At 61.2% G+C, this 17,854-nt stretch carries 22 protein-coding genes; 2 read left to right on the top strand and 20 right to left on the bottom strand.

The window, feature by feature from the left end; genetic code table 11:
* The first annotated feature begins 137 nt into the window (after window positions 1-137).
* Window positions 138-563 carry a PA3611 family quorum-sensing-regulated virulence factor gene (locus tag KI243_RS06955; protein ID WP_017127650.1) on the top strand — a complete coding sequence of 142 codons (426 nt, stop codon included), beginning with the start codon at window positions 138-140 and terminating at the stop codon, window positions 561-563.
* Here the strand turns inward: KI243_RS06955 and KI243_RS06950 are convergent, their stop codons facing one another.
* A complete protein-coding gene (locus tag KI243_RS06950; protein WP_017127649.1) occupies window positions 564-758 on the bottom strand; it encodes a hypothetical protein in 195 nt (64 codons plus the stop codon).
* Between the two features lie 322 nt (window positions 759-1,080).
* On the opposite strand from KI243_RS06950, the gene KI243_RS06945 reads away from it, so the two are divergent.
* The gene (locus KI243_RS06945; protein WP_017127648.1) at window positions 1,081-2,199 is read left to right on the top strand and encodes an LOG family protein; all 1,119 of its coding nucleotides are present in this window, start codon (window positions 1,081-1,083) and stop codon (window positions 2,197-2,199) included.
* Here the strand turns inward: KI243_RS06945 and recX are convergent, their stop codons facing one another.
* The 19 genes from recX to KI243_RS06850 all read right to left on the bottom strand — a co-directional run bounded on the left by recX (window position 2,200) and on the right by KI243_RS06850 (window position 17,831).
* Window positions 2,200-2,667, bottom strand: coding sequence for a recombination regulator RecX (recX, locus tag KI243_RS06940; protein ID WP_017127647.1), 468 nt, complete (start codon window positions 2,665-2,667; stop codon window positions 2,200-2,202).
* An 8-nt stretch (window positions 2,668-2,675) separates the two neighbouring features.
* Window positions 2,676-3,737: a recombinase RecA gene (gene recA / locus KI243_RS06935; RefSeq protein ID WP_017127646.1), complete on the bottom strand. Its 1,062-nt coding sequence runs from the start codon at window positions 3,735-3,737 to the stop codon at window positions 2,676-2,678.
* 83 nt (window positions 3,738-3,820) lie between these two features.
* Window positions 3,821-4,321 carry a CinA family protein gene (locus KI243_RS06930; RefSeq protein ID WP_212810642.1) on the bottom strand — a complete coding sequence of 167 codons (501 nt, stop codon included), beginning with the start codon at window positions 4,319-4,321 and terminating at the stop codon, window positions 3,821-3,823.
* Window positions 4,322-4,763: 442 nt separating this feature from the next.
* Window positions 4,764-5,300 carry a lysis system i-spanin subunit Rz gene (locus tag KI243_RS06925; RefSeq protein WP_017127644.1) on the bottom strand — a complete coding sequence of 179 codons (537 nt, stop codon included), beginning with the start codon at window positions 5,298-5,300 and terminating at the stop codon, window positions 4,764-4,766.
* Window positions 5,282-5,845, bottom strand: coding sequence for a glycoside hydrolase family 19 protein (locus tag KI243_RS06920; protein WP_212810641.1), 564 nt, complete (start codon window positions 5,843-5,845; stop codon window positions 5,282-5,284). Before KI243_RS06920 ends, KI243_RS06925 begins: the two co-directional genes overlap by 19 nt.
* Before the next feature lie 87 nt (window positions 5,846-5,932).
* A complete protein-coding gene (locus KI243_RS06915; RefSeq protein WP_244861822.1) occupies window positions 5,933-6,358 on the bottom strand; it encodes a phage tail assembly chaperone in 426 nt (141 codons plus the stop codon).
* Between the two features lie 14 nt (window positions 6,359-6,372).
* Window positions 6,373-7,551, bottom strand: a complete 1,179-nt coding sequence (locus KI243_RS06910) for a phage tail protein (RefSeq protein WP_244861821.1) — start codon at window positions 7,549-7,551, stop codon at window positions 6,373-6,375.
* 329 nt (window positions 7,552-7,880) lie between these two features.
* Window positions 7,881-8,228 (bottom strand): tail fiber assembly protein, encoded by a 348-nt coding sequence (locus KI243_RS06905; RefSeq protein WP_178990877.1) that lies wholly within the window; start codon window positions 8,226-8,228, stop codon window positions 7,881-7,883.
* Window positions 8,225-9,790 (bottom strand): phage tail protein, encoded by a 1,566-nt coding sequence (locus tag KI243_RS06900; RefSeq protein WP_178990875.1) that lies wholly within the window; start codon window positions 9,788-9,790, stop codon window positions 8,225-8,227. Before KI243_RS06900 ends, KI243_RS06905 begins: the two co-directional genes overlap by 4 nt.
* 11 nt (window positions 9,791-9,801) lie before the next feature.
* Window positions 9,802-10,401 (bottom strand): putative phage tail protein, encoded by a 600-nt coding sequence (locus KI243_RS06895; protein WP_177066480.1) that lies wholly within the window; start codon window positions 10,399-10,401, stop codon window positions 9,802-9,804.
* Window positions 10,389-11,429, bottom strand: a complete 1,041-nt coding sequence (locus KI243_RS06890; RefSeq protein WP_017127636.1) for a baseplate J/gp47 family protein — start codon at window positions 11,427-11,429, stop codon at window positions 10,389-10,391. The genes KI243_RS06895 and KI243_RS06890 overlap by 13 nt, the downstream gene beginning before the upstream one ends.
* Complete coding sequence (locus tag KI243_RS06885; protein ID WP_177085813.1) at window positions 11,419-11,817, bottom strand: phage GP46 family protein; 399 nt, start codon at window positions 11,815-11,817, stop codon at window positions 11,419-11,421. Before KI243_RS06885 ends, KI243_RS06890 begins: the two co-directional genes overlap by 11 nt.
* Entirely contained in the window at window positions 11,817-12,326 is a 510-nt protein-coding gene (locus tag KI243_RS06880; protein ID WP_017127634.1) for a phage baseplate assembly protein, read from the bottom strand. The genes KI243_RS06885 and KI243_RS06880 overlap by 1 nt, the downstream gene beginning before the upstream one ends.
* Before the next feature lie 163 nt (window positions 12,327-12,489).
* Window positions 12,490-13,527 (bottom strand): phage baseplate assembly protein, encoded by a 1,038-nt coding sequence (locus KI243_RS06875; protein ID WP_017127633.1) that lies wholly within the window; start codon window positions 13,525-13,527, stop codon window positions 12,490-12,492.
* Between the two features lie 3 nt (window positions 13,528-13,530).
* Window positions 13,531-14,817, bottom strand: coding sequence for a DNA circularization N-terminal domain-containing protein (locus tag KI243_RS06870; protein ID WP_103032827.1), 1,287 nt, complete (start codon window positions 14,815-14,817; stop codon window positions 13,531-13,533).
* Entirely contained in the window at window positions 14,798-16,393 is a 1,596-nt protein-coding gene (locus KI243_RS06865) for a hypothetical protein (RefSeq protein ID WP_244861820.1), read from the bottom strand. The genes KI243_RS06870 and KI243_RS06865 overlap by 20 nt, the downstream gene beginning before the upstream one ends.
* Window positions 16,394-16,523: 130 nt before the next feature.
* On the bottom strand, window positions 16,524-16,820 hold the full coding sequence (locus KI243_RS06860; RefSeq protein WP_017127631.1) for a phage tail assembly protein: 297 nt from the start codon (window positions 16,818-16,820) through the stop codon (window positions 16,524-16,526).
* Window positions 16,817-17,164 carry a phage tail tube protein gene (locus KI243_RS06855; protein WP_017127630.1) on the bottom strand — a complete coding sequence of 116 codons (348 nt, stop codon included), beginning with the start codon at window positions 17,162-17,164 and terminating at the stop codon, window positions 16,817-16,819. The genes KI243_RS06860 and KI243_RS06855 overlap by 4 nt, the downstream gene beginning before the upstream one ends.
* Before the next feature lie 85 nt (window positions 17,165-17,249).
* Window positions 17,250-17,831: a DUF642 domain-containing protein gene (locus KI243_RS06850; protein ID WP_017127629.1), complete on the bottom strand. Its 582-nt coding sequence runs from the start codon at window positions 17,829-17,831 to the stop codon at window positions 17,250-17,252.
* Window positions 17,832-17,854: the final 23 nt, after the last annotated feature.

Below are 17,854 nucleotides of genomic sequence, written 5' to 3'. Positions count from 1 at the left end.
CGTTTGCCCAGCGGACTGTCGAGATTTCCTTCAGCACCGGCCTAGTAGGGCCTACAACCGCCCTCTATACTTCGCCACCACTGAACGCACAGCCCGGTAACGGGTCGAAGCACCAGTTACCGAATCAGGAGAGTTTCATGCTGCGCCTTACCGTACCGTCCATCGCCCTTTTGCTGGCGTTGCCCTTCAGTGCCCAGGCGGCCTCGCTGAAGGATTTCGAACTGAACAAAATGCTGAAGGACGTCGCGCAGAAGAGCAACGAAACCCTGCCTCGCGAACTCAACGATAACATCCTGGAAGTCGCCTATACGGTGGAAGGCAACCAGTTGATCGACCACCTCAGCGTGCAGCCCGACTATGCCGAAGGCATGCGGGCCAACCCCAAGGCGGTCTACCTGCAACTGGGCGCCAGCGTCTGCCGCAACGCCAACTATCGCAAGCTGATGGCCCAGGGCGCGGTGATGCGCTACGAGTTCACCGAGAACAAGAGCAACCGCCCCGTCGCTTCCGCCCACTTCGTGGAAAGCGATTGCCCGAAAGCAACACCGCCAAAGAAAAAATGATCACTGCCGCGCCTGGCGCCGTTGCTCATCATCGGCGCGCAGTTCCGCGACCAGCGCTTGCATGTAACGCGAGCGCCGCTCCCCACCCTCCAGTCGCCGGCGACATTCGTCCTCCAGAGTGAGATGGTTGGCCCGCGCGGCCATCTGCAACAAGTGGTAGAGCTCGCTATCGACTTCCAACGTCATCCTCGCCATCACCCGCCTCCCTGCCGTCCCGGTGTCGATCCCACTACCAGAAAACGCCGGCCTGGACCCGTCACGCCCGTGAAGCGCTTCTGGCCGGTTTGTGTTTAAGTAAATCAGAGCCGGAAGGCGCGGGCACAGCTTCTGACGAGCGGTGCAAGTCGGCCGCGACGATGCAACAAGCTGTTGCCAGACAAGACTTTATAGGCCCATGATCAATTCGCCAGTTGTCATGCAAAGCCATCAAGCTGGCTATACAGCGACACATGCAGTGTCGCGGCGCCGGTGAATATTTCGACCGCGCCAGAAGTTCTGTATATGAAGGAGAAGCTGAATGCCTTACGAACCGGATGACTTCCTGTCCCGTCATTTCCAGAGCAATGGTGTCGACCTGACCAGCAAGGTCGAAGAACAACTCAAGCGGGTTGCCCCCGACAGCCCGAACCTCCCGCTTTATCGCGACATGATGCTGACCGTCCTGCGCATGGCCCAGGATGACCGCAATCGCTGGAACGCCAAGATCGTCCTGCAGGCCCTGCGCGAACTGGAACATGCTTTCCGGGTGCTGGATCAGTTCAAGGGCCGCCGCAAGGTCACTGTGTTCGGCTCTGCCCGCACACCCATCGAACACCCGCTGTATGCCCAGGCCAAGGAACTGGGAGCCGCTCTCGCCCACTCCGACCTGATGGTCATTACCGGTGCCGGCGGTGGCATCATGGCCGCCGCCCATGCCGGCGCCGGGCTGGAACACAGCCTGGGGTTCAATATCACCCTGCCCTTCGAGCAGCATGCCAATCCGACGGTCGACGGCACCGTCAACCTGCTGTCCTTCCACTTCTTCTTCACCCGCAAGCTGTTCTTCGTCAAGGAAGCCGACGCGCTGGTGCTGTGCCCGGGTGGTTTCGGCACCCTCGATGAAGCGCTGGAAGTACTGACCCTGATCCAGACCGGTAAAAGCCCACTGGTGCCGGTGGTGTTGCTGGATACGCCGGGCGGCAGCTTCTGGCAAGGCGCCATCGACTTCATCCGCACGCAACTGGAAGCCAATCACTACATCCTGCCGAAGGACCTGAAGCTGGCCCGACTGGTGTACAGCGCCGATGAAGCGGTAGCGGAAATCAACCAGTTCTACAGCAATTTCCATTCAAGTCGCTGGCTGAAGAACCAGTTCGTGATCCGCATGAACCATCCGCTCAACGAGCAGGCGCTGGCGCAATTGGACGAACAGTTCACCGACCTGTGCGTCAGTGGCGGTTTTCATCAGCATGCCTACAGCGGCCAGGAGCACGACGAGCCGCAATTCAGCCACCTGTCGCGGCTGGCGTTTCACTTTACCGCGCGGGATCAGGGACGCTTGCGCGAACTGGTGGACTTCATCAACCTGCCGGAGAACTGGGGCAAGGCCTGGCTCCCCGAGCAACAGCGAGCCAGGGAGCCGATCAAGGCAACCTGATCAGTCGTCCATGCCTCGGCCGCTGAACAGGCGGCCGATCATTTCCATGGAATACCCCCGATAACTCAGGAAGCGCCCTTGCCGAGCACGTTCACGGGCGTCCACCGGCAGTTGTCCGGCAAACTTGCGCCTCCAGGTGTCTTCCAACTGCGCCTGCCAGTCCAGACCGCTTTCACGCAGGGCCTGTTCGATATCGGCACGCTGAAGACCACGCTGGCTCAGTTCCTCGCGAATACGCAGAGGCCCATAGCCGGAACGGGCACGGTAGGAAACGAAGCTTTCGAGGTAACGAGATTCGGACAGCAGCCCCTCTTCCGTCAGGCGGTCGAGTTCGGTGTCGATCATTTCGGGAGAAGCGCCGCGCTGACGCAATTTGCGCGTCAGCTCGACTCGACCATGCTCGCGTCGCGCGAGCAGGTCCATGGCAGTGCGCCGTACGGCGACCGGGGTATCCAGTACGGCGGTCATCGCTTCACTCAGAGGTCAGCGTCGGCCAGGTCGTCTTCGGTTTCGACGACAGCAGCACCGGAGTTGGCCTTGGTATCAACACCTGGAGTCAGCAACTTGTCACGCAGTTGCTTCTCGAGGGTAGCGGCGATTTCCGGGTTGTCCGCCAGGAACTTGGCCGAGTTGGCCTTGCCCTGACCGATCTTGCTGCCGTTGTAGCTGTACCAGGCACCGGACTTCTCGACAAAGCCGTGCAGCACGCCCAGGTCGATCATCTCGCCATTGAGGTAGATGCCCTTGCCGTAAAGGATCTGGAACTCGGCCTGACGGAACGGCGAAGCCACCTTGTTCTTGACGACCTTGACGCGGGTTTCGCTGCCCACCACTTCGTCGCCTTCCTTCACCGCGCCGGTACGACGGATGTCCAGGCGAACCGAAGCGTAGAACTTCAGCGCGTTACCACCGGTGGTGGTTTCCGGGCTGCCGAACATCACGCCGATCTTCATGCGGATCTGGTTGATGAAGATCACCAGGCAGTTGGCGTTCTTGATGTTACCGGTGATCTTGCGCAGTGCCTGGGACATCAGGCGGGCTTGCAGGCCGACGTGCATGTCGCCCATTTCACCTTCGATTTCCGCTTTTGGCACCAGGGCGGCCACGGAGTCGACGATGATCACGTCAACCGCGTTGGAGCGCACCAGCATGTCGGTGATTTCCAGGGCCTGCTCGCCGGTGTCCGGCTGGGAAACCAGCAGATCGTCGACATTGACGCCCAGCTTGCCGGCGTATTCCGGGTCCAGGGCGTGTTCGGCGTCGACGAAGGCACAGGTCGCACCGGCTTTCTGCGCCTGGGCGATGACGGAAAGCGTCAGGGTGGTCTTACCCGAGGATTCCGGACCGTAGATTTCCACGATACGGCCCTTTGGCAGGCCGCCGATGCCGAGGGCGATGTCCAGGCCCAGGGAACCGGTGGAGATCGAAGGGATCGCCTGACGGTCATGATCGCCCATACGCATCACGGCACCCTTGCCGAATTGACGTTCGATCTGACCCAAGGCCGCAGCCAAGGCTTTCTTCTTGTTGTCGTCCATTAAAGTCCTCACGTAATCAATAAGGCCTGACGGCCAACACCTGTATAAGTAGCCAGTATTATTCCACAGCGTTGGCGGATCGCCTACCCCTGATTTGCGATTTCTGCTTCCGCCCGTCGCAACAGCCCTTCCAGCGCGGCCTGCACCGTCTGTCGGCGGACCGCGTCGCGGTTGCCGGGGAACTGCCGGCGCTCGGTATCGACCTGGTCGCCCACACCCCAGGCGAGCCACACGGTGCCCACCGGTTTTTCCGGCGAGCCGCCGTCCGGCCCGGCCACGCCGCTGACCGCCACGGCAAACCGCGCGTCACTATGGGCCTGGGCGCCACGGACCATGGCTTCGACCACTTCCCGGCTGACGGCGCCGACCTGGCCGAACAAGGCCTCGGGGACCTGCAACTGCAAGGTCTTCTGCCGATTGGAATAGGTCACGTAGCCCGCCTCGAACCAGGCCGAACTGCCGGGAATCCGCGTGATGGCCTCGGCTATGCCGCCGCCGGTGCAGGACTCGGCGGTAGTGACCTGGGCCTTGAGGTTTTGCAAGCGCTTGCCGAGTTCGGCGGCAAGCCGGGTGATATCGTCCACGTTGCTCTCTCCTTTTCACGGCGTGGGAGCAGGCTTGCCAGCGAAGCTTCAGGCGGCCTTGAGGGCCCTTTCGTGGGCAAGCCCACTCCCACAGATTCGACCGGGTCATTGTGGGAGCTGGCTTGCCAGCGAAGCTTCAGGCGACCTTGAGGGCCCTTTCGCGGGCAAGCCCACTCCTACAGATTCGACCGGGTCATTGTGGGAGCCGGCTTGCCAGCGAAGCTTCAGGCGACCTTGAGGCCCCTTTCGTGGGCAAGCCCACTCCCACAGATTCGACCGGGTCATTGTGGGAGCTGGCTTGCCAGCGATAGCGAGGGTGAATTCACCGCCGTCATCGCCAGTCAGCCGGCTCCCGCAGGTTTCGAACACCTGGGCCGCCTGGGCAAAGTGAATACCCTACAGGAGCGCATCGGACTTTCAAGCCGCGACTTGCGTCCGGATGTCAGCGCGACACCGCTCCGGCATACGCCTGACAGGCCTGCAAGGCAATCATGGCGCGGTCGCCGTCGTCGGTGATGGCGATAATTCGTTGAGCATGCGCCGGGTCAAGTCGGGCGCGTGGGGCTGCATGAACCACGCCGCCGGTGGCGGTGGTGGCTGGCACTGCACGGCCACTGGCGGGATCGCCGCTGTCGAGGAGGACTGACAGCCGCAGATCAGCAGTGGCAATCCGATCACGCAGGCGAGCCTGATCCTGTTGTACATCGCTCAGTTCCTTCGAATGAGTCTGGTCGCTGGCCTGGAGTCGTTGCTCCAGGGCCAGGCGCTTGTCCTGCTCGGCACGCTGTTGCGTCGCCGCGGCCAGGGAAATCTGCTTGAGCGTATCGGCCTGCAGCCTGGCTTGATGCTCCAGTTGCAGGCCATAACGCCAGTCCTGAACCCGCCAGGCCAGTGCCGCCGAACCACCGGCCAGAATGGCCAGCAGCACGACGACAGCGAACAGGCGGTAAGGCGCCGGGGTCAGGTCGAGGAGGCGCATAGCACCGCCCTCGCCCGTGCCCAGAGTTGCAATCGATCCTCGAGGCCGTTGAGGCCGCCGTTGATCTTGCGGGTGATGCTGTTGAACTGGTCGGCATCGGCCAACGCGTTCAACCCTTGCTGCTCCCAGAACCAGGCCGCCGACTCGGCGGCCCATTGTGGCTGTTCCAGCAGTTCCGGCTGTTGCAGCAGACGCTCGTCGCCGAACAGCGCGAGGCTGCATTGACGGTAGTTGCTGCGCCCGGTGATCTGGATCAGCCCCCGACCGCGATAGCGCTGGCCATCGCCGTCGGCGTCCGGGGTATTGCCCAGGCGGATCGCCAGGGCACCCGTATCGTACTTGCTCAGGTACCGGTCACTGCCCAGTTCCCGCACATAGCGCAGTTGCGCGGACTCATGGCCGATCTGGGCCAGGAAGGCGGCAATGCGCTTGGGGGTGTTGATACTGTGGCGGGACATGGCGGTGTTGAGAGCAGGTACAAAAACGCCGGCTTTGGGGCCGGCGTTGGGCATGATTTGCAGCAATTGCTGCTCAGTAACAGGCATGGCTTTCTCCGGGCCCAAAAAACCGCTCTATGGAGGCGGGTGAGGTCTGGGTTTTGCCCAAACAGTAAGCGCAGTCGCTGCCTGCAACTAGGCCTGCCAGCTCAATGAGGCAAGCCATACAGGCGCAGCAGGACGGTCACCGGATACCGGAAAATCGGCTGACTGAGGCCAATCGCGCAGCGCTTGCATGTAAACCAGCAGTTCCTTGAATTGCTCATCTGAAAGCGTGGTAGGCACGTTGATTTCCTTTTGATCACGGTGCCGATCGCGAATCCCCATAACTCCCGACAGAGCACCATCCCGCCATGCCCGTTCCAGGGCAGCAGATTGCTCTGCCGTCAGGCTTGGGATCGTGGCAATAGGCAGTCCGTTTGCATCTGGCACAATTACCTTGCCGGCAGACTCATCGGAAAGCAGGGTATCGCGCATGCCCTCCGTGATCTGCTGTCCACCATTGTCAACGAGCGAGAAAGCAAATCGAGCGTCAGCCTCAATCCATTTTGCGTAGATCATGATTACTCCTTGGTTCAGTTTCCGATAGCGAGCCATTTCATCGAGCCAGGAGCAGCCAACACAGCCGCTGCGGTAAACCCGGTCGTCGAAGAGGATCGATATGATTGATATTGGCCCGCAAATGCCGAGGTACTGTCGAAGTTGGAAGCGACCAGCGACAGGTAGTGAAGGTTCGTCGGAAACTGCAAGGGGAACGTCACGCTAGTGGAGTTGGTTGTACCCCATTGAATAACCAAGCCACCCAACCAGGATGGAAAAGCCACAAAACCACTCGGGGCAAGGCTCATCGCGAAACCAAATCGGAGTTTTTTTGAGGTAACAAACGACTCGTTATCCACGCCGGCGACAACCTGCTCCTGAGTTGCAATCTTCGCTGTTCCTGGACGAGCTTCGGTGGCAGGAGCCACTAGTTGTGCTAGTGCCGAAATGTCGATATTCCCCTGATTGATCGGCGCGCTCCAGGCTTTGATGCACCACATCACTGCTAGATTTCGAGGACGCGTTTCGTTGCCTCCCGTTGCACCTGTCAGACCGTCGACTTCATAAGTCCAGCAGTTATTAGCTGAGCCCGACTGAGGCATAAGCTGTGCTTTTGTCTTGATTGTATGTGTGTGACTTTTCAGTTCATCGGCTTGGTAGCTACCAACTGTCCGTCCAACATCTGCCCCCCGTCCATGATCCCAGCCACGCAGAAACTCACCACGCGACTCCGGCAACCGGAAAAACCCAGCAGCTTCCGTCCCATCGTTGAATGTGGTCCCCAGATAAGCATAAAGATCGGGGTAAGCCGCAATGCTTTGAACGCTGTGATCGGCCTCGAGAAACCCCGGCGGTACAGTCCCCTTTGGAAACGGCACCATTGAACCGACCGGCAGCGACGAGGCCTTTTTCAGCAGCGCCTCGACCTCATCCTTCGTGTAGGCGTTGGTAATTCCATACTCGGCCAGCGTAGTCCGGACTTTCTCTGGCGGCAGCGAAGTTTGAATAATCGTCCGGATGGCGATCAGCAACTGATCATGGGCCACTTCGGATGGCTCAAGCCCACCGGCCTGGACAATATTCAACAACTCGTCCGTGACTAGATTGCCCCAGCTCGCCGGAATCAGCGATCCTGGAGCACCGGTAATCGGGTTATCGTCGACAAACTTGCCATTCGACAGCCCGACACCGGGCACACTTTTTGGATAATCCATTCATACATCCTTTAACCATCATTGATATGCACCCTCCATTTAAAAGATAAAGTGCGTTGTTTCGGGCATCTCTGCCCTGAAATTCCTGACTTGAATGCCCCAAGACCCAAGGTGTATTTTCTCTCCCGAGCATCAGGACACAGAAAAGGCAACACCATCGAAGTGTCGCCTGCGTGTGCATCGTTTGCCGCGAATGAAGAAAAGGTAAAACCGCGCCGAGCCTGCTCAACGCTCGCAAGTGTCAAAGTTCTCTTCGGAAAGACAATGGACATACTTTTCTCCGGGGAAAAGAATACCCGCACATGGCGGGCATGGTCATTCCAAACGATTTACTCTGGCGATACTGGCCAAACAATACCGGTTGGAAAATCGGGCTGTTGCTCGATGCGATTCAGGGCAATTCGATACTGCTTCCACCCCCTTAACCTATCGACCTCATCTACAGTCGCCTCATTCAAATCCACTGCATCCTGCAACGGCCCCATAGAATTGCCAGCAGCAAAAAGTAGTTGCTCCCGTTTCCCCTTAGCCAGTTTAACAAGATCAGTCAGAACGGGTGGCAATGCAATTGGCTCAGGAGGAGTATCGGTTGTGAATCGTTCATCTGGCTCCACATCATTCAGGCTGTCAACCTCCCTCCACCCTTGCCCATCATTTCTTACAGCGTAACCAGTCATAGATTATTCTCCCAACCCAGCACCGCCACCGCACCGGCAGCAGTTTGCGAAACGACATAAATACTCATACTTTCAAGTATGAAATCACCTGAAACAACATCCAGGGCAGAACCTGTCCCCCCAGCTAACGTCGTGGACAAAGGCGGTACTGAGTTAGTTCGTGAGCCCAGGTAGCTTGAACTTGGCGCCACATAAACATTCGACTGCGCGCCACCGTTGTAGCTGGCAATAGCCGACAATGATACGGACACCGCTGTGGGAGGGACATGGTTAGCGAGTGATACGGCCGCCCAAGTGGGAGCCGTCGCATTCCAGGTACCTGCGACACCAGACACGGGGATTCGTAACGTAGAAAGATTAGAACCCGCTGTAATAACCCATTTGGCTTTTCGGCCTTTCTGAATGAAGCCCAATGGATATTTATTGGCAGTTGCGTCAGTAAATATCCAACCTACCAATGCCTTGTGTGTGTACCCAGCAGGTAGTGTGGGTGTTACAGAACTTAATGAAAGAAGCCCTGAAGGTGTCACACCATTCCAGATAACCCAAACGCTATACCAGGTCGAGGCCCCCAAAACACCAGAGTCCAAGCCATTAGCACCGACAGTAGATGAGTTGATACTCAGGCTCAAGCCCGACAGGTTCTTGAAAGAAACCTCATTACCTACGACCAACTGGTCCGCAGTAACCGTTACCAGCGAGTTCAACCCGGAGGCGGATACAGTGAGCCCCCTATGTGAACCAACGACAGCGACTTTCTGCACGCTCTGAACTTGGGCTGCCAATGCAGCGACATCAATATTTCCCTGATTGGTCGGCGCATTCCAGGCCTTGATGCACCACATCACGGACCAGTTGCGTGGTCGTGTTTCACTACCGCCGCTAGCCTCTATAGCGGCAGTGCTGAAGCTACCAAACCCTGTACCACCCGAAATGTTGCCGCCGCCCCCTACGTTCGCCCCAAAAGTCAGCTTGTGGTTATGAGACTTGAAGTCGTCTGCTTGATAGCTACCAATTACCCTACCGACATCCACCCCCCGCCCATGATCCCACCCACGCAGAAACTCCCCCCGCGACTCCGGCAACCGGAAGAAGCCCGCGGGCTCGCTCCCCGTGTTGAAGGTCGTCCCCAGGTACGCATACAGATCAGGATAAGTAGCGGCGCTCTGCACACTGCCGTCCACCTCCAGATACCCTGGCGGCACGGTCCCTTTCGGAAACGGCACCATCACCCCCACCGGCAAGGCAGAAGTGTTTTTCAGCTTTTCCTCGATCTCGGCCTTGGTGTAGGCATCGGTAATCCCGTATGCCGCCAGCGTCGTACGCACCTGCTCCACCGGCAATGAACTCTGGATGATCGTGCGGATCGCCGTCAGCAACTGATCGCGGGCCGTTTCCGAAGGCTGCAGGCCACCGGCCTGGACCACATTGAGCAGTTCCTCGGTGACCGCGTTGCCCCATACCGCCGGAATCAACGATCCCGGCGAACCGTTCACCGGGTTCTCGTCGACGAACTTGCCATTTACCAGCCCAACGCTGGGTACGCTTTTTGGGTAATCCACGCGTCTATCCTCTAGTCGTAATTTATGTGCACCAGCGTGTGCGCCGGAGCAGTGCGATGTATCAGGCATTCCAGGGCGCTGCCGGGGTTGGCGCCGAAGCGCTCGCCCCAGTAGCTGGCGCCGAAACGACGGCCCATGAGCAAGCGGCCGCCGGTGTTGAGCGTCCACATGAACTGCGCCCTCCAGGTGCCGAAGCGCGCCTTGCCGAACCGTGCCCGGCCCATGCGCGGGGTCTGCAGTTCGGTGACGCTGGCATTCGGGTAGCCCTGGCTGCGGGCGATGTCGATGAAGTAGCCGATGCTCTGGTCACCCACCGCCAGCAGCCGCCGACGCACCGCCAGGCGGCGGTCGTCGAACAGCGGCTTGGGGCCCAGGCACGGGTCGGGCAGGTTCATCACCCGCTCCCAGTCCGGCACCAGTTCGCTGACGGTCACCGGGTCCACTTCGTTGATCAGGTCGACCGCCCGGGCATCGACCCGGGCCAGTTCCTGGGCAATGCCCAGCAGTACCTGCTGGATCTCCGGCACCTGTTCCGGGTCCCAGGCGGGACCGGCCGGCAGCAGGCTGCGCAGTTGCTCCTGGTATTGCGCGGCGGTTCTTACTCCAGCCATACGCAGCCTCCGAAGGTCAGCAACTGGTTGGTGGCTGCTGGCACATCGGCGGACGGCGTGACCAGCAGGTGATCGTTCTCGCCACTGGCGCTGCTGATGGATTCGGCGATATGGGTCAGCAACAGGGTTTCCCCGAGGCCGCCTTCACGGTCATGCAGGTCGCGCAGTTGCGCTTCGACCGCGGCGCGGGTGGCGCTGGTATCCGGCACCAGGCGCAGGGTGTAGGTGACCGGCACCAGCACCGGCGCCAGCACATGCAGCTCCGCCGTCACCGGCCGCAACGGCTCGATATAGGCCTGGACCAGCGCCAGTTGCCCGGCATCCGGCAGCGGCACGGGGTCGTCGTCACGCATGACAAACAAGCCGACGGTCCCCGGTCCGAGGTAGTTGCCACGGCACCAGGCCCGGGTAATGCCCTGGCACTCCAGGGCCCAGGTCTCGTAGTCGGCCGCCGAACCACCATGGGGCGTGACGCGGTACGAGCGAATGACCCGCGCCCGCAGGGACTCGAGGCTTTCCTGCGCGACCCCGCCGGTCAGGCCCGGAGCCAGTACCGTGAAGGTGTTGCCGACACCTTGCACCGGCTGCACCGGGAACAGGGTCAGGCCGGCGTCGGCATTGCCCAGGCTGCCGGCATCCAGCGCCTGGATCTGCGTGGTGTTGGTGCCGCTGCTGGTGGTACCGCCGAGGGTCACCTTGTAGCTGCGGCCATCGCTGGTCTGCAGCAGGGTGTCGGCATCCAGCACGGCGCCGGCGGCAGCGGTGAAGCTGACACTGCCGCTGGCAGCCTGGGCGGCCTTGCGCGGTTGATGCAGGCGCAGGGCGGCGATGCGTTCCAGGGTGGTTTCATCGGCGGTGTCGGGCAGGATCTGCTCGGCGATCCAGTCGAGGTAACCGTACAGGCCAAAGGCCGCGCCGCTGAGGGTGCGGGCCAGGACCTGGGCATCGGACTGGCGCAGCGAATCGCTGGCCAGGTCGCTTTGGGTGCGGTTGATCAGCACCGGCAGCGAAGGGGTTTCAAACGGCATAAGTCACCTGCCAACTGTTGTTCGGGTTGATATCCAGGCGCTCGCCGCCGGCCAGGGTCAGAACCGTTCGCAGGTTCAGTCGCTGGGCGTCGAGCCGTTCGGTTTGAATTTCGATGGCGCTGCAATGACCGTCGTCGATCAGCCATTGCAGGGCTTCACGGGCATAGAATTCGGCGTCGAGCTGGGTCTGCGCGGTCAGCTTGACCCGCCGCAACAGCCACAGCCGCGAGCCGATGCGGTCGTCGGTCACCGCGGGAAAACTGTCGCCCCACCAGCCGAAACGCTCATCGTCGTCGAGGGGGTCGTCGGAGTTGGCGCGACGCCAGGTGAAGAGGCTGATCAACACCGAGCGGGTCAGCGCCGCCTTGAGAGTGCCGGAGACAAACATCAGGCACCTCCCGCCGGTACGCCGGTCTGGCCGTTGCCCGGCTGGATGCCGCCGTGCACATGCTGCATCTGGCTGATACCGCCGGCGACCTGGTCGCCCTGGGAGACGATCTTGCCGGTCTGGGTCAGGGTCGGGCTGTCGAGGTTGATGGCGGTGCTGGCGCGGATGTTCAGGGTGCCGGTATCGATATCGATGATCCGGCCGCGCCTGAAATGGATCCGGTCGCCTTCGTCGGTGTACAGGGCGATTTCGCCGGGGGCGAGGTTCTGCAGGCGGTAGCGGCGGTCGGCGACCACCAGCACGATGCCATGGGAGCGATCGCCGCCAAGAAAGGTCGCGATGCCTTCGGCGCCGGCCAGCGGATTGCTGGTGAAACCGTAGGGTTCGAAGTGCTCCATGTCGTCGTTCACTTCGCCGGCGGTCAGGCGCATTTGCAGCGATTGCAGTTTATTGGCCGAGCTGGCGAGCACGACGGTGCCGCGCGCCAGCAGGCGTGTCAGTAGGCTCATGGTGGGTTCCTTGGGCGAGCGGTAGGTCAGGGAGGACGCTTTCACCGGCAAGCCGGTTCCCACGGAGTCCGTGCCTCGCCGCAAACTCTCGGCGCGACGCCACGGTTGTGGGAGCGGGCTTGCCCGCGAAGACGATGGAACAGCCCCCTCGAAATAAAGAGGCTTACTTGGCCTTGGCCGGCGTGGCATCGAAGACCTGCGGCGGCGCCACATCCAGGGTGGTGATCGAGCCCTGCGCGGACAACGAATAGGTGACCTTGGAAATCAGCATGTCCTGGTCCAGGCCCAGTACCGGGTCCTTCACCCGCACCAGCAGATTGTGTCGCCACAGATCGCCGTTGGACTGTCGCCAGCCCTGCACGGTGTAAGTGGTGGCCAGGGCTTTGCCGGTGCGGGTCGCACGCTCCCAGTCGGCCCTTTGCTGGGCCAGTTCCGGGGTGAGCTGCACGCTTTCGCTGATCACCGTGACCCGCCTGCGCTGCGGATTGGCTTCGCTGGACACACCGGACACCTCGCTGACCGCGCTGCCGCTTTTCTGGTCACTGCCCTTGTGCTGGCCGATCACCCGGTACTCGGAAAACACCGCGCTGTAATCCCGCGCGGTATTGGCCGAGAGGATGTTCTTGCCCAGCTCCAGCACATCGCTGGCGCGGCCGCCACTTCCCGGCTTGGCGAGCACCAGGTTGCCATCGGCATCATCGGTGGAAAACACCCGGTACAAGGTCAGCAGGCGGTCGATGGACTTGAACACCGTTTCCCCCGGCACGATGCTGTGGGTCTGCAACTTGGTGGTCTCCGGGATCTCGCTGCGCACGTTGACCTTGTAGGGTCTGGCGAGCGCCTCGACGATCTTCAGCATGCCCTGCTGGCGCCACTGGCTCGGCTGGTTGATGGCCGCGCAGTCCACCAGGTCGCGGGTCAGCGAGCTGCCCTCGATGGTCAGGCTGATCTGATGGCCGTCATAGCTGATGGGTGCCTGGTAGACATGTCCGGTGAGCACCAGGTCACAGCCGATCAGCACCGAACAACGGGCCCCGGCCTTGATCGGCACGGCCAGGGTCTGCCCCGGCCATTGCCAGGTGATCCCCAGCTTGAACGTGCGGAACTGACGCTCCAGGTCGGCGCTGATTTCGATGGCTTTCCAGCCCTCGTAGCTCAGGCCGTCGACCAGCAGGACGACGGCATTGTCGATGTCGTTCATGACCTACTCCCGGGATATCTGCAGCGGCACTGGCGGTATGAACCCGGGATGCGAAATGCGGTTGCGTTGCACTACTTCCCCCACCCGCGTGGCATCACCGAAGTTCTGGTAAGCCACGACCAGCGCCGGCAGGTTGCTCTTGGGTGTCAGGTCGATCAGCCGCACCCCGGTGGACGCCACCGCGTTGAGATGCTGCACCAGTGTCTGGCGTACGCTATTGAGTGCCTGGTAATGCACCGAGTCAGCCTTGAGCGCCGCCTGCCAGATCACCTCATTGAGGCTGTCGCGCAGTGCCAGTACGTCGTCGACCACCGGTACATCGGCGCGTTGCACCGGCTGCTGGGCCTGTTGGGCCAGCGAAGGGGTCGTCGCCAGTTTCACCGGCGGCGTCGCCACCGGGATCATCGACACCAGTTGGGAGATCTGCACCAGCATGGCATCCTGGATCAGGTTCACCGTGGCCTGCGAGGCAGCAGCGGAGTCCTTGCCGATGGTCAGCTGCGACGTGTCGAGGGACTTGGCTTCTTCCACCTGTTTCGAAAGGTCGGCCAGCATCCCGCGATAGCCCTGCACGGCAAAGTCCTTCAATCCCCGCACGTCGCCCACCAGGCCGCGGACTTCACCCACCACGCCCTTGAACTCGCCCAGCACACCCTTGACCGCAGCACTCAGTTGCCGGGGGAATTCCTTGACCGTGCGGACCAGGGCGTAGACCGTCGCGTACGTCTCGATCAGCGGCTGCAACTCCTGCTCGATCACGTGATACGCGAGGGTGATTCCCTTGCGCAGATTCTCCACGCTGACCCGCGCCTGATTGACCAGCGCCATCGCTTCATCGAAGCGCCCCACCGAAGCGTCGAGCAACTTGCTCGACGCCACCTGCAGTTGCTCCCTGGTGTCGACGACGGCCTTGGGGAACTGCAGCAACTCGTCCGGGTAGAACTTCAGATTGAAGGTCACCAGCCCGCCATCCTGGCGGGTCTGGGTCATGTCGCATTCGCCGACCTTGACCTGCATCCGCCCCAGCCAGGGGTGGACCAGTTCGCCACTGCCCTGCTCCAGCGCCTTGAGCAGGTTGTCACGCTGCTCCAGGCAATCGGCACCGACGATAAACGCCGTCAGGTCATGGATCTTCGCCTGCTGGCCGAGCCGCTCGAAGAACGGCTGGTCGCGCTGGGGGTATTCATGCAACTGGCCTTTCTGGCCGACCGGGGTTTTCGCCTGGTCGACCCAGAAAGGTACGCCGCGAAACGACGCCGGCAACAAACGATCACGCCAGTTGCTCGCCATAGGCACCTCCGAAGGAAAGTGAGCGATAGCCGACGCGAGGCGTCAGGCTCAGGCCCGGTTGATTGGTCTGCGGTTGATCGACCCGCAGGCCTGCTGGAGCATTGGTGAAGCTGACGGTCAGGCCGCCTTCGAGCTGCGTGCGGTTGTTGGCGGCGGTCTGCTGGATGAGCAGGTTCGAGTTGCGAGCCAGCCCACCGGCCAGCAGCGCGCTGTCTTGCGCGTCGCCGACACCCGCCAGCGCAGGCTTGACCACAGGCGTGTCGCTGCCGCCAAAAAAACCGCTGACGCTGTCCACGACACTGCTGATCAGTTCCCTGATCGGCTGGATAAGCGGCTTCAGTTTTTCCAGCAATGAGGAAAAGAACTCGGGAATAGCCCCCAGCCTGGTCCTCAACGCCTCCAGGGGATCGACGTCGAACAGCGTCTTCATGAAGTTGCCGAAAGGCGCCGCGAACTCGACCAGCTGACTCCCCAGGCCGCCCAGGAAGGTAATGACACCGGTCCAGAGCGTCTGGAGGGTTTCCAGGGGTGACCAGCTGAACGTCTCCTTGAGGCTGTTCCAGGACTGTCCGAGACTCTCGCTGATACCGTTGCCGATCTCCTGGAAAAACCCCTTAGTCCCGCCCCAGAGCTTTTTCAGATCATCCATCGGCGACCAGCTGGCAAGCGTGTTCCTGAGCTCACTCCAGCCGTCGATGAACCCGCTCTTGAGCTCTCCCAGGAACTTGCCGGCCGCGGAAACGGCCTGGTCCCAGGTCGAGGTCACTTTGCCCCAGACTGCCGCAATGGCCGTCGGCAGCGCCTTGAAAGCGTCCACCGTCGCGATCGCCGCGAGGGTGATCTGTCTCGTGGCCCCACTGAAAAAGCGGGTGAGCGGCTTCCATGCCAGCACGATAACCGCCGCCGCCAACGCGACAGCCGCGGCGACCAAGCCGATGGGCGACGTCAATACCCCCATCACCGTCGCCAGGCCGATCGCCGCCCCGGTCATCACCGTAAACGCCAGGGCCCCGACAGCCAGTGCCTGCACCAGCGCCGGATTGTCCGCCACGAATTGCCCGAACGCCGTCGCCAGGGGGATCAGCGCGGTGACGATACTGTCGAAGGCCGGCAACAGCGCCTGCCCGATCTTCAGTGAAATCTTGTCCAGCGCCTTGCCGAGCGCCTCCAGATGCTGCGCGGTTTCGCCCAGTCCTTTATTCGCCACCTGAGGTACTTTGGGTACCGCGGGTGCTTTCGGGACCGCGGGAGCCTTCGGAGCGGCAGGCAACTTCGGTGCTATCGGCGCCTTGGGTAGCGTCGCCGCCCTGGGGAGTGTCGGAGCCTTGCGAACGTTGGCCGTCCTGGCCAGCCGGTCCTGCTCCTTGATGGCGGCCTTGAGGCCGTTGGTAAAGGGTGCCAGCAAGCCACCACCCTTCAGGTTCAACTTGTCGAGGCCGCTGTCTTCCAGGCTCTTCTTGAGATTGGCGACCTTTGCGGTCCCGTCACTGGCCTTGGGGGCGGCCAGAGCCGCCTTCGCAGCCACCACGAGGGACTGCAGATCCTCGGCACTGACACTTACTTTTTTCTTGGCCATCACTGCACCTGCTGCATCGCATTGATCCGTTGCGCGTGCTCCAGGGACTCCCGGAGCACATCCAGTGGCCTGGCCATCATCTGTTCGGGGTCAACCTTCCAGAACCAGGCCAAGTCATAGGCAATCGCAATCAGCTCACCGATGGCTGCGATGCCGCACTCATGAAAAAACCCGCCACCGCCCAGCTCAGGGTGTTGAGGTCGGACAGGTCCAGCTGGTTGACCGACGACGGCGGGATGCCGGCGCAGACCGCGATGTACTTGGCCGCGACATCCATGTCGAGGCTGACTTCTTCGCTCTTGTCGATCTTGTACGGCAGCGCCTTGATCGCCCGCACCTCCTGCACCGTCGGACGGCGCAGGGTGAGTTCGAGCAGCGGTTCGCCGTGGGCCTCGATGGGCACCTGCAACTTCACCGGATCGGTCATTGCCAGGTCCCCTTGATGCCTTCGAATTTCAGTTCGATGGCCGCGTCATCGCCCTTGGCGACTGGCTCTTCGACCAGGTAGGCACCGGCCAGCACATAGACCTTGCCGTTGCTGAATTCGCAGGTGACGGTCATGTCGGAACCGGCGATCAGTTGTTTGAGGGGGAAGTCCGGGGTATGCAGCGCAGTGACCTTGAAGGACGGGGTGATATCGGTTTCCTTGTAGAAACCCGGCACGACCGTTTCCCGTTTGACGGCCATCAGGGGCGCTTCGCAGCCGCCGTTGATGGTCAGTTGAGCGCCGTCCACTTTGACGTAGCAGGTGCCCGCAATCAGTTGACCCATGGTGTATCTCCTTGCAATAAAAAGTGATGCCCCTTGTCTTCGCCGTGCAAATCGACAAGGGGGGGATCAGAGCGGTGAGCGCGACTTACAGGGCCTCGACGATGACGTTGTCGATGAGCGCGTAGTGCGTGTAAGGGTTCTCTTCGTTGAAAAAGCTCAACGTCGTTTGGGGAGTGGTTGCGGTGAAGTCATAGGTGATGGTTTTCCAGGCCACGGCCTGGGTGGCTACGACGGGAGTGTCGAAACTCACCGTCTGCCCCGCTACCTTGACCTGAATCACGCCGGTACCGGTACGACCGCTCGCGGCGCTATTGCCCGCGCTGAAGGTCAGCCGATAACGTTGACCGACAGCAGTCTTGAAATTCTGCTGGATGCCGCCGCCATTCGTGTAGACGTAGTTCGCCAGGTCCACGGCGTTCACCCCGTCGGCAGCAGCCGAGCCGGGGACCGTCGCCGGTACGCTGAAGTATTCGACGCCGGAGAGAAAAGTCGTCCAGCCCGAAATGAAGTCGGCCTGGGCAGGGGTATCCAGAATGCAGTTGAAACTGCAACCTGGAGACTCGAAGCTGCCATTGACCAACAGATTGGCGGCGAACGCCGGGGTAGCGGTCGCCAGCAGCGCAGCCGACACGAGACCGGCACCGAGATACTGTTTAATCGCTTTCATGTTTTCACCTTTGCACTGAATGA

It is taken from the genome of Pseudomonas sp. Ost2, assembly GCF_018326065.1.
In the GTDB taxonomy this organism is placed as follows: domain Bacteria; phylum Pseudomonadota; class Gammaproteobacteria; order Pseudomonadales; family Pseudomonadaceae; genus Aquipseudomonas; species Aquipseudomonas gingeri.
Note: the sequence above shows the minus strand (reverse complement) of the source record. Positions and strands in the feature narration are given on the sequence as shown.

What these genes read in the sequence shown, in the direction of transcription:
- KI243_RS06910 (WP_244861821.1), bottom strand. Translation starts at nt 7,551, where the DNA reads ATGGATTATCCAAAAAGTGTGCCCGGTGTCGGGCTGTCGAATGGCAAG.
- KI243_RS06885 (WP_177085813.1), bottom strand. Translation starts at nt 11,817, where the DNA reads ATGTTTGTCTCCGGCACTCTCAAGGCGGCGCTGACCCGCTCGGTGTTG.
- KI243_RS06875 (WP_017127633.1), bottom strand. Translation starts at nt 13,527, where the DNA reads ATGAACGACATCGACAATGCCGTCGTCCTGCTGGTCGACGGCCTGAGC.
- KI243_RS06880 (WP_017127634.1), bottom strand. Translation starts at nt 12,326, where the DNA reads ATGAGCCTACTGACACGCCTGCTGGCGCGCGGCACCGTCGTGCTCGCC.
- KI243_RS06905 (WP_178990877.1), bottom strand. Translation starts at nt 8,228, where the DNA reads ATGACTGGTTACGCTGTAAGAAATGATGGGCAAGGGTGGAGGGAGGTT.
- recX (WP_017127647.1), bottom strand. Translation starts at nt 2,667, where the DNA reads ATGACCGCCGTACTGGATACCCCGGTCGCCGTACGGCGCACTGCCATG.
- KI243_RS06870 (WP_103032827.1), bottom strand. Translation starts at nt 14,817, where the DNA reads ATGGCGAGCAACTGGCGTGATCGTTTGTTGCCGGCGTCGTTTCGCGGC.
- KI243_RS06855 (WP_017127630.1), bottom strand. Translation starts at nt 17,164, where the DNA reads ATGGGTCAACTGATTGCGGGCACCTGCTACGTCAAAGTGGACGGCGCT.
- KI243_RS06955 (WP_017127650.1), top strand. Translation starts at nt 138, where the DNA reads ATGCTGCGCCTTACCGTACCGTCCATCGCCCTTTTGCTGGCGTTGCCC.
- KI243_RS06890 (WP_017127636.1), bottom strand. Translation starts at nt 11,429, where the DNA reads ATGCCGTTTGAAACCCCTTCGCTGCCGGTGCTGATCAACCGCACCCAA.
- KI243_RS06850 (WP_017127629.1), bottom strand. Translation starts at nt 17,831, where the DNA reads ATGAAAGCGATTAAACAGTATCTCGGTGCCGGTCTCGTGTCGGCTGCG.
- KI243_RS06860 (WP_017127631.1), bottom strand. Translation starts at nt 16,820, where the DNA reads ATGACCGATCCGGTGAAGTTGCAGGTGCCCATCGAGGCCCACGGCGAA.
- KI243_RS06865 (WP_244861820.1), bottom strand. Translation starts at nt 16,393, where the DNA reads ATGGCCAAGAAAAAAGTAAGTGTCAGTGCCGAGGATCTGCAGTCCCTC.
- recA (WP_017127646.1), bottom strand. Translation starts at nt 3,737, where the DNA reads ATGGACGACAACAAGAAGAAAGCCTTGGCTGCGGCCTTGGGTCAGATC.
- KI243_RS06920 (WP_212810641.1), bottom strand. Translation starts at nt 5,845, where the DNA reads ATGCCTGTTACTGAGCAGCAATTGCTGCAAATCATGCCCAACGCCGGC.
- KI243_RS06915 (WP_244861822.1), bottom strand. Translation starts at nt 6,358, where the DNA reads ATGATCTACGCAAAATGGATTGAGGCTGACGCTCGATTTGCTTTCTCG.
- KI243_RS06925 (WP_017127644.1), bottom strand. Translation starts at nt 5,300, where the DNA reads ATGCGCCTCCTCGACCTGACCCCGGCGCCTTACCGCCTGTTCGCTGTC.
- KI243_RS06945 (WP_017127648.1), top strand. Translation starts at nt 1,081, where the DNA reads ATGCCTTACGAACCGGATGACTTCCTGTCCCGTCATTTCCAGAGCAAT.
- KI243_RS06950 (WP_017127649.1), bottom strand. Translation starts at nt 758, where the DNA reads ATGGCGAGGATGACGTTGGAAGTCGATAGCGAGCTCTACCACTTGTTG.
- KI243_RS06895 (WP_177066480.1), bottom strand. Translation starts at nt 10,401, where the DNA reads ATGGCTGGAGTAAGAACCGCCGCGCAATACCAGGAGCAACTGCGCAGC.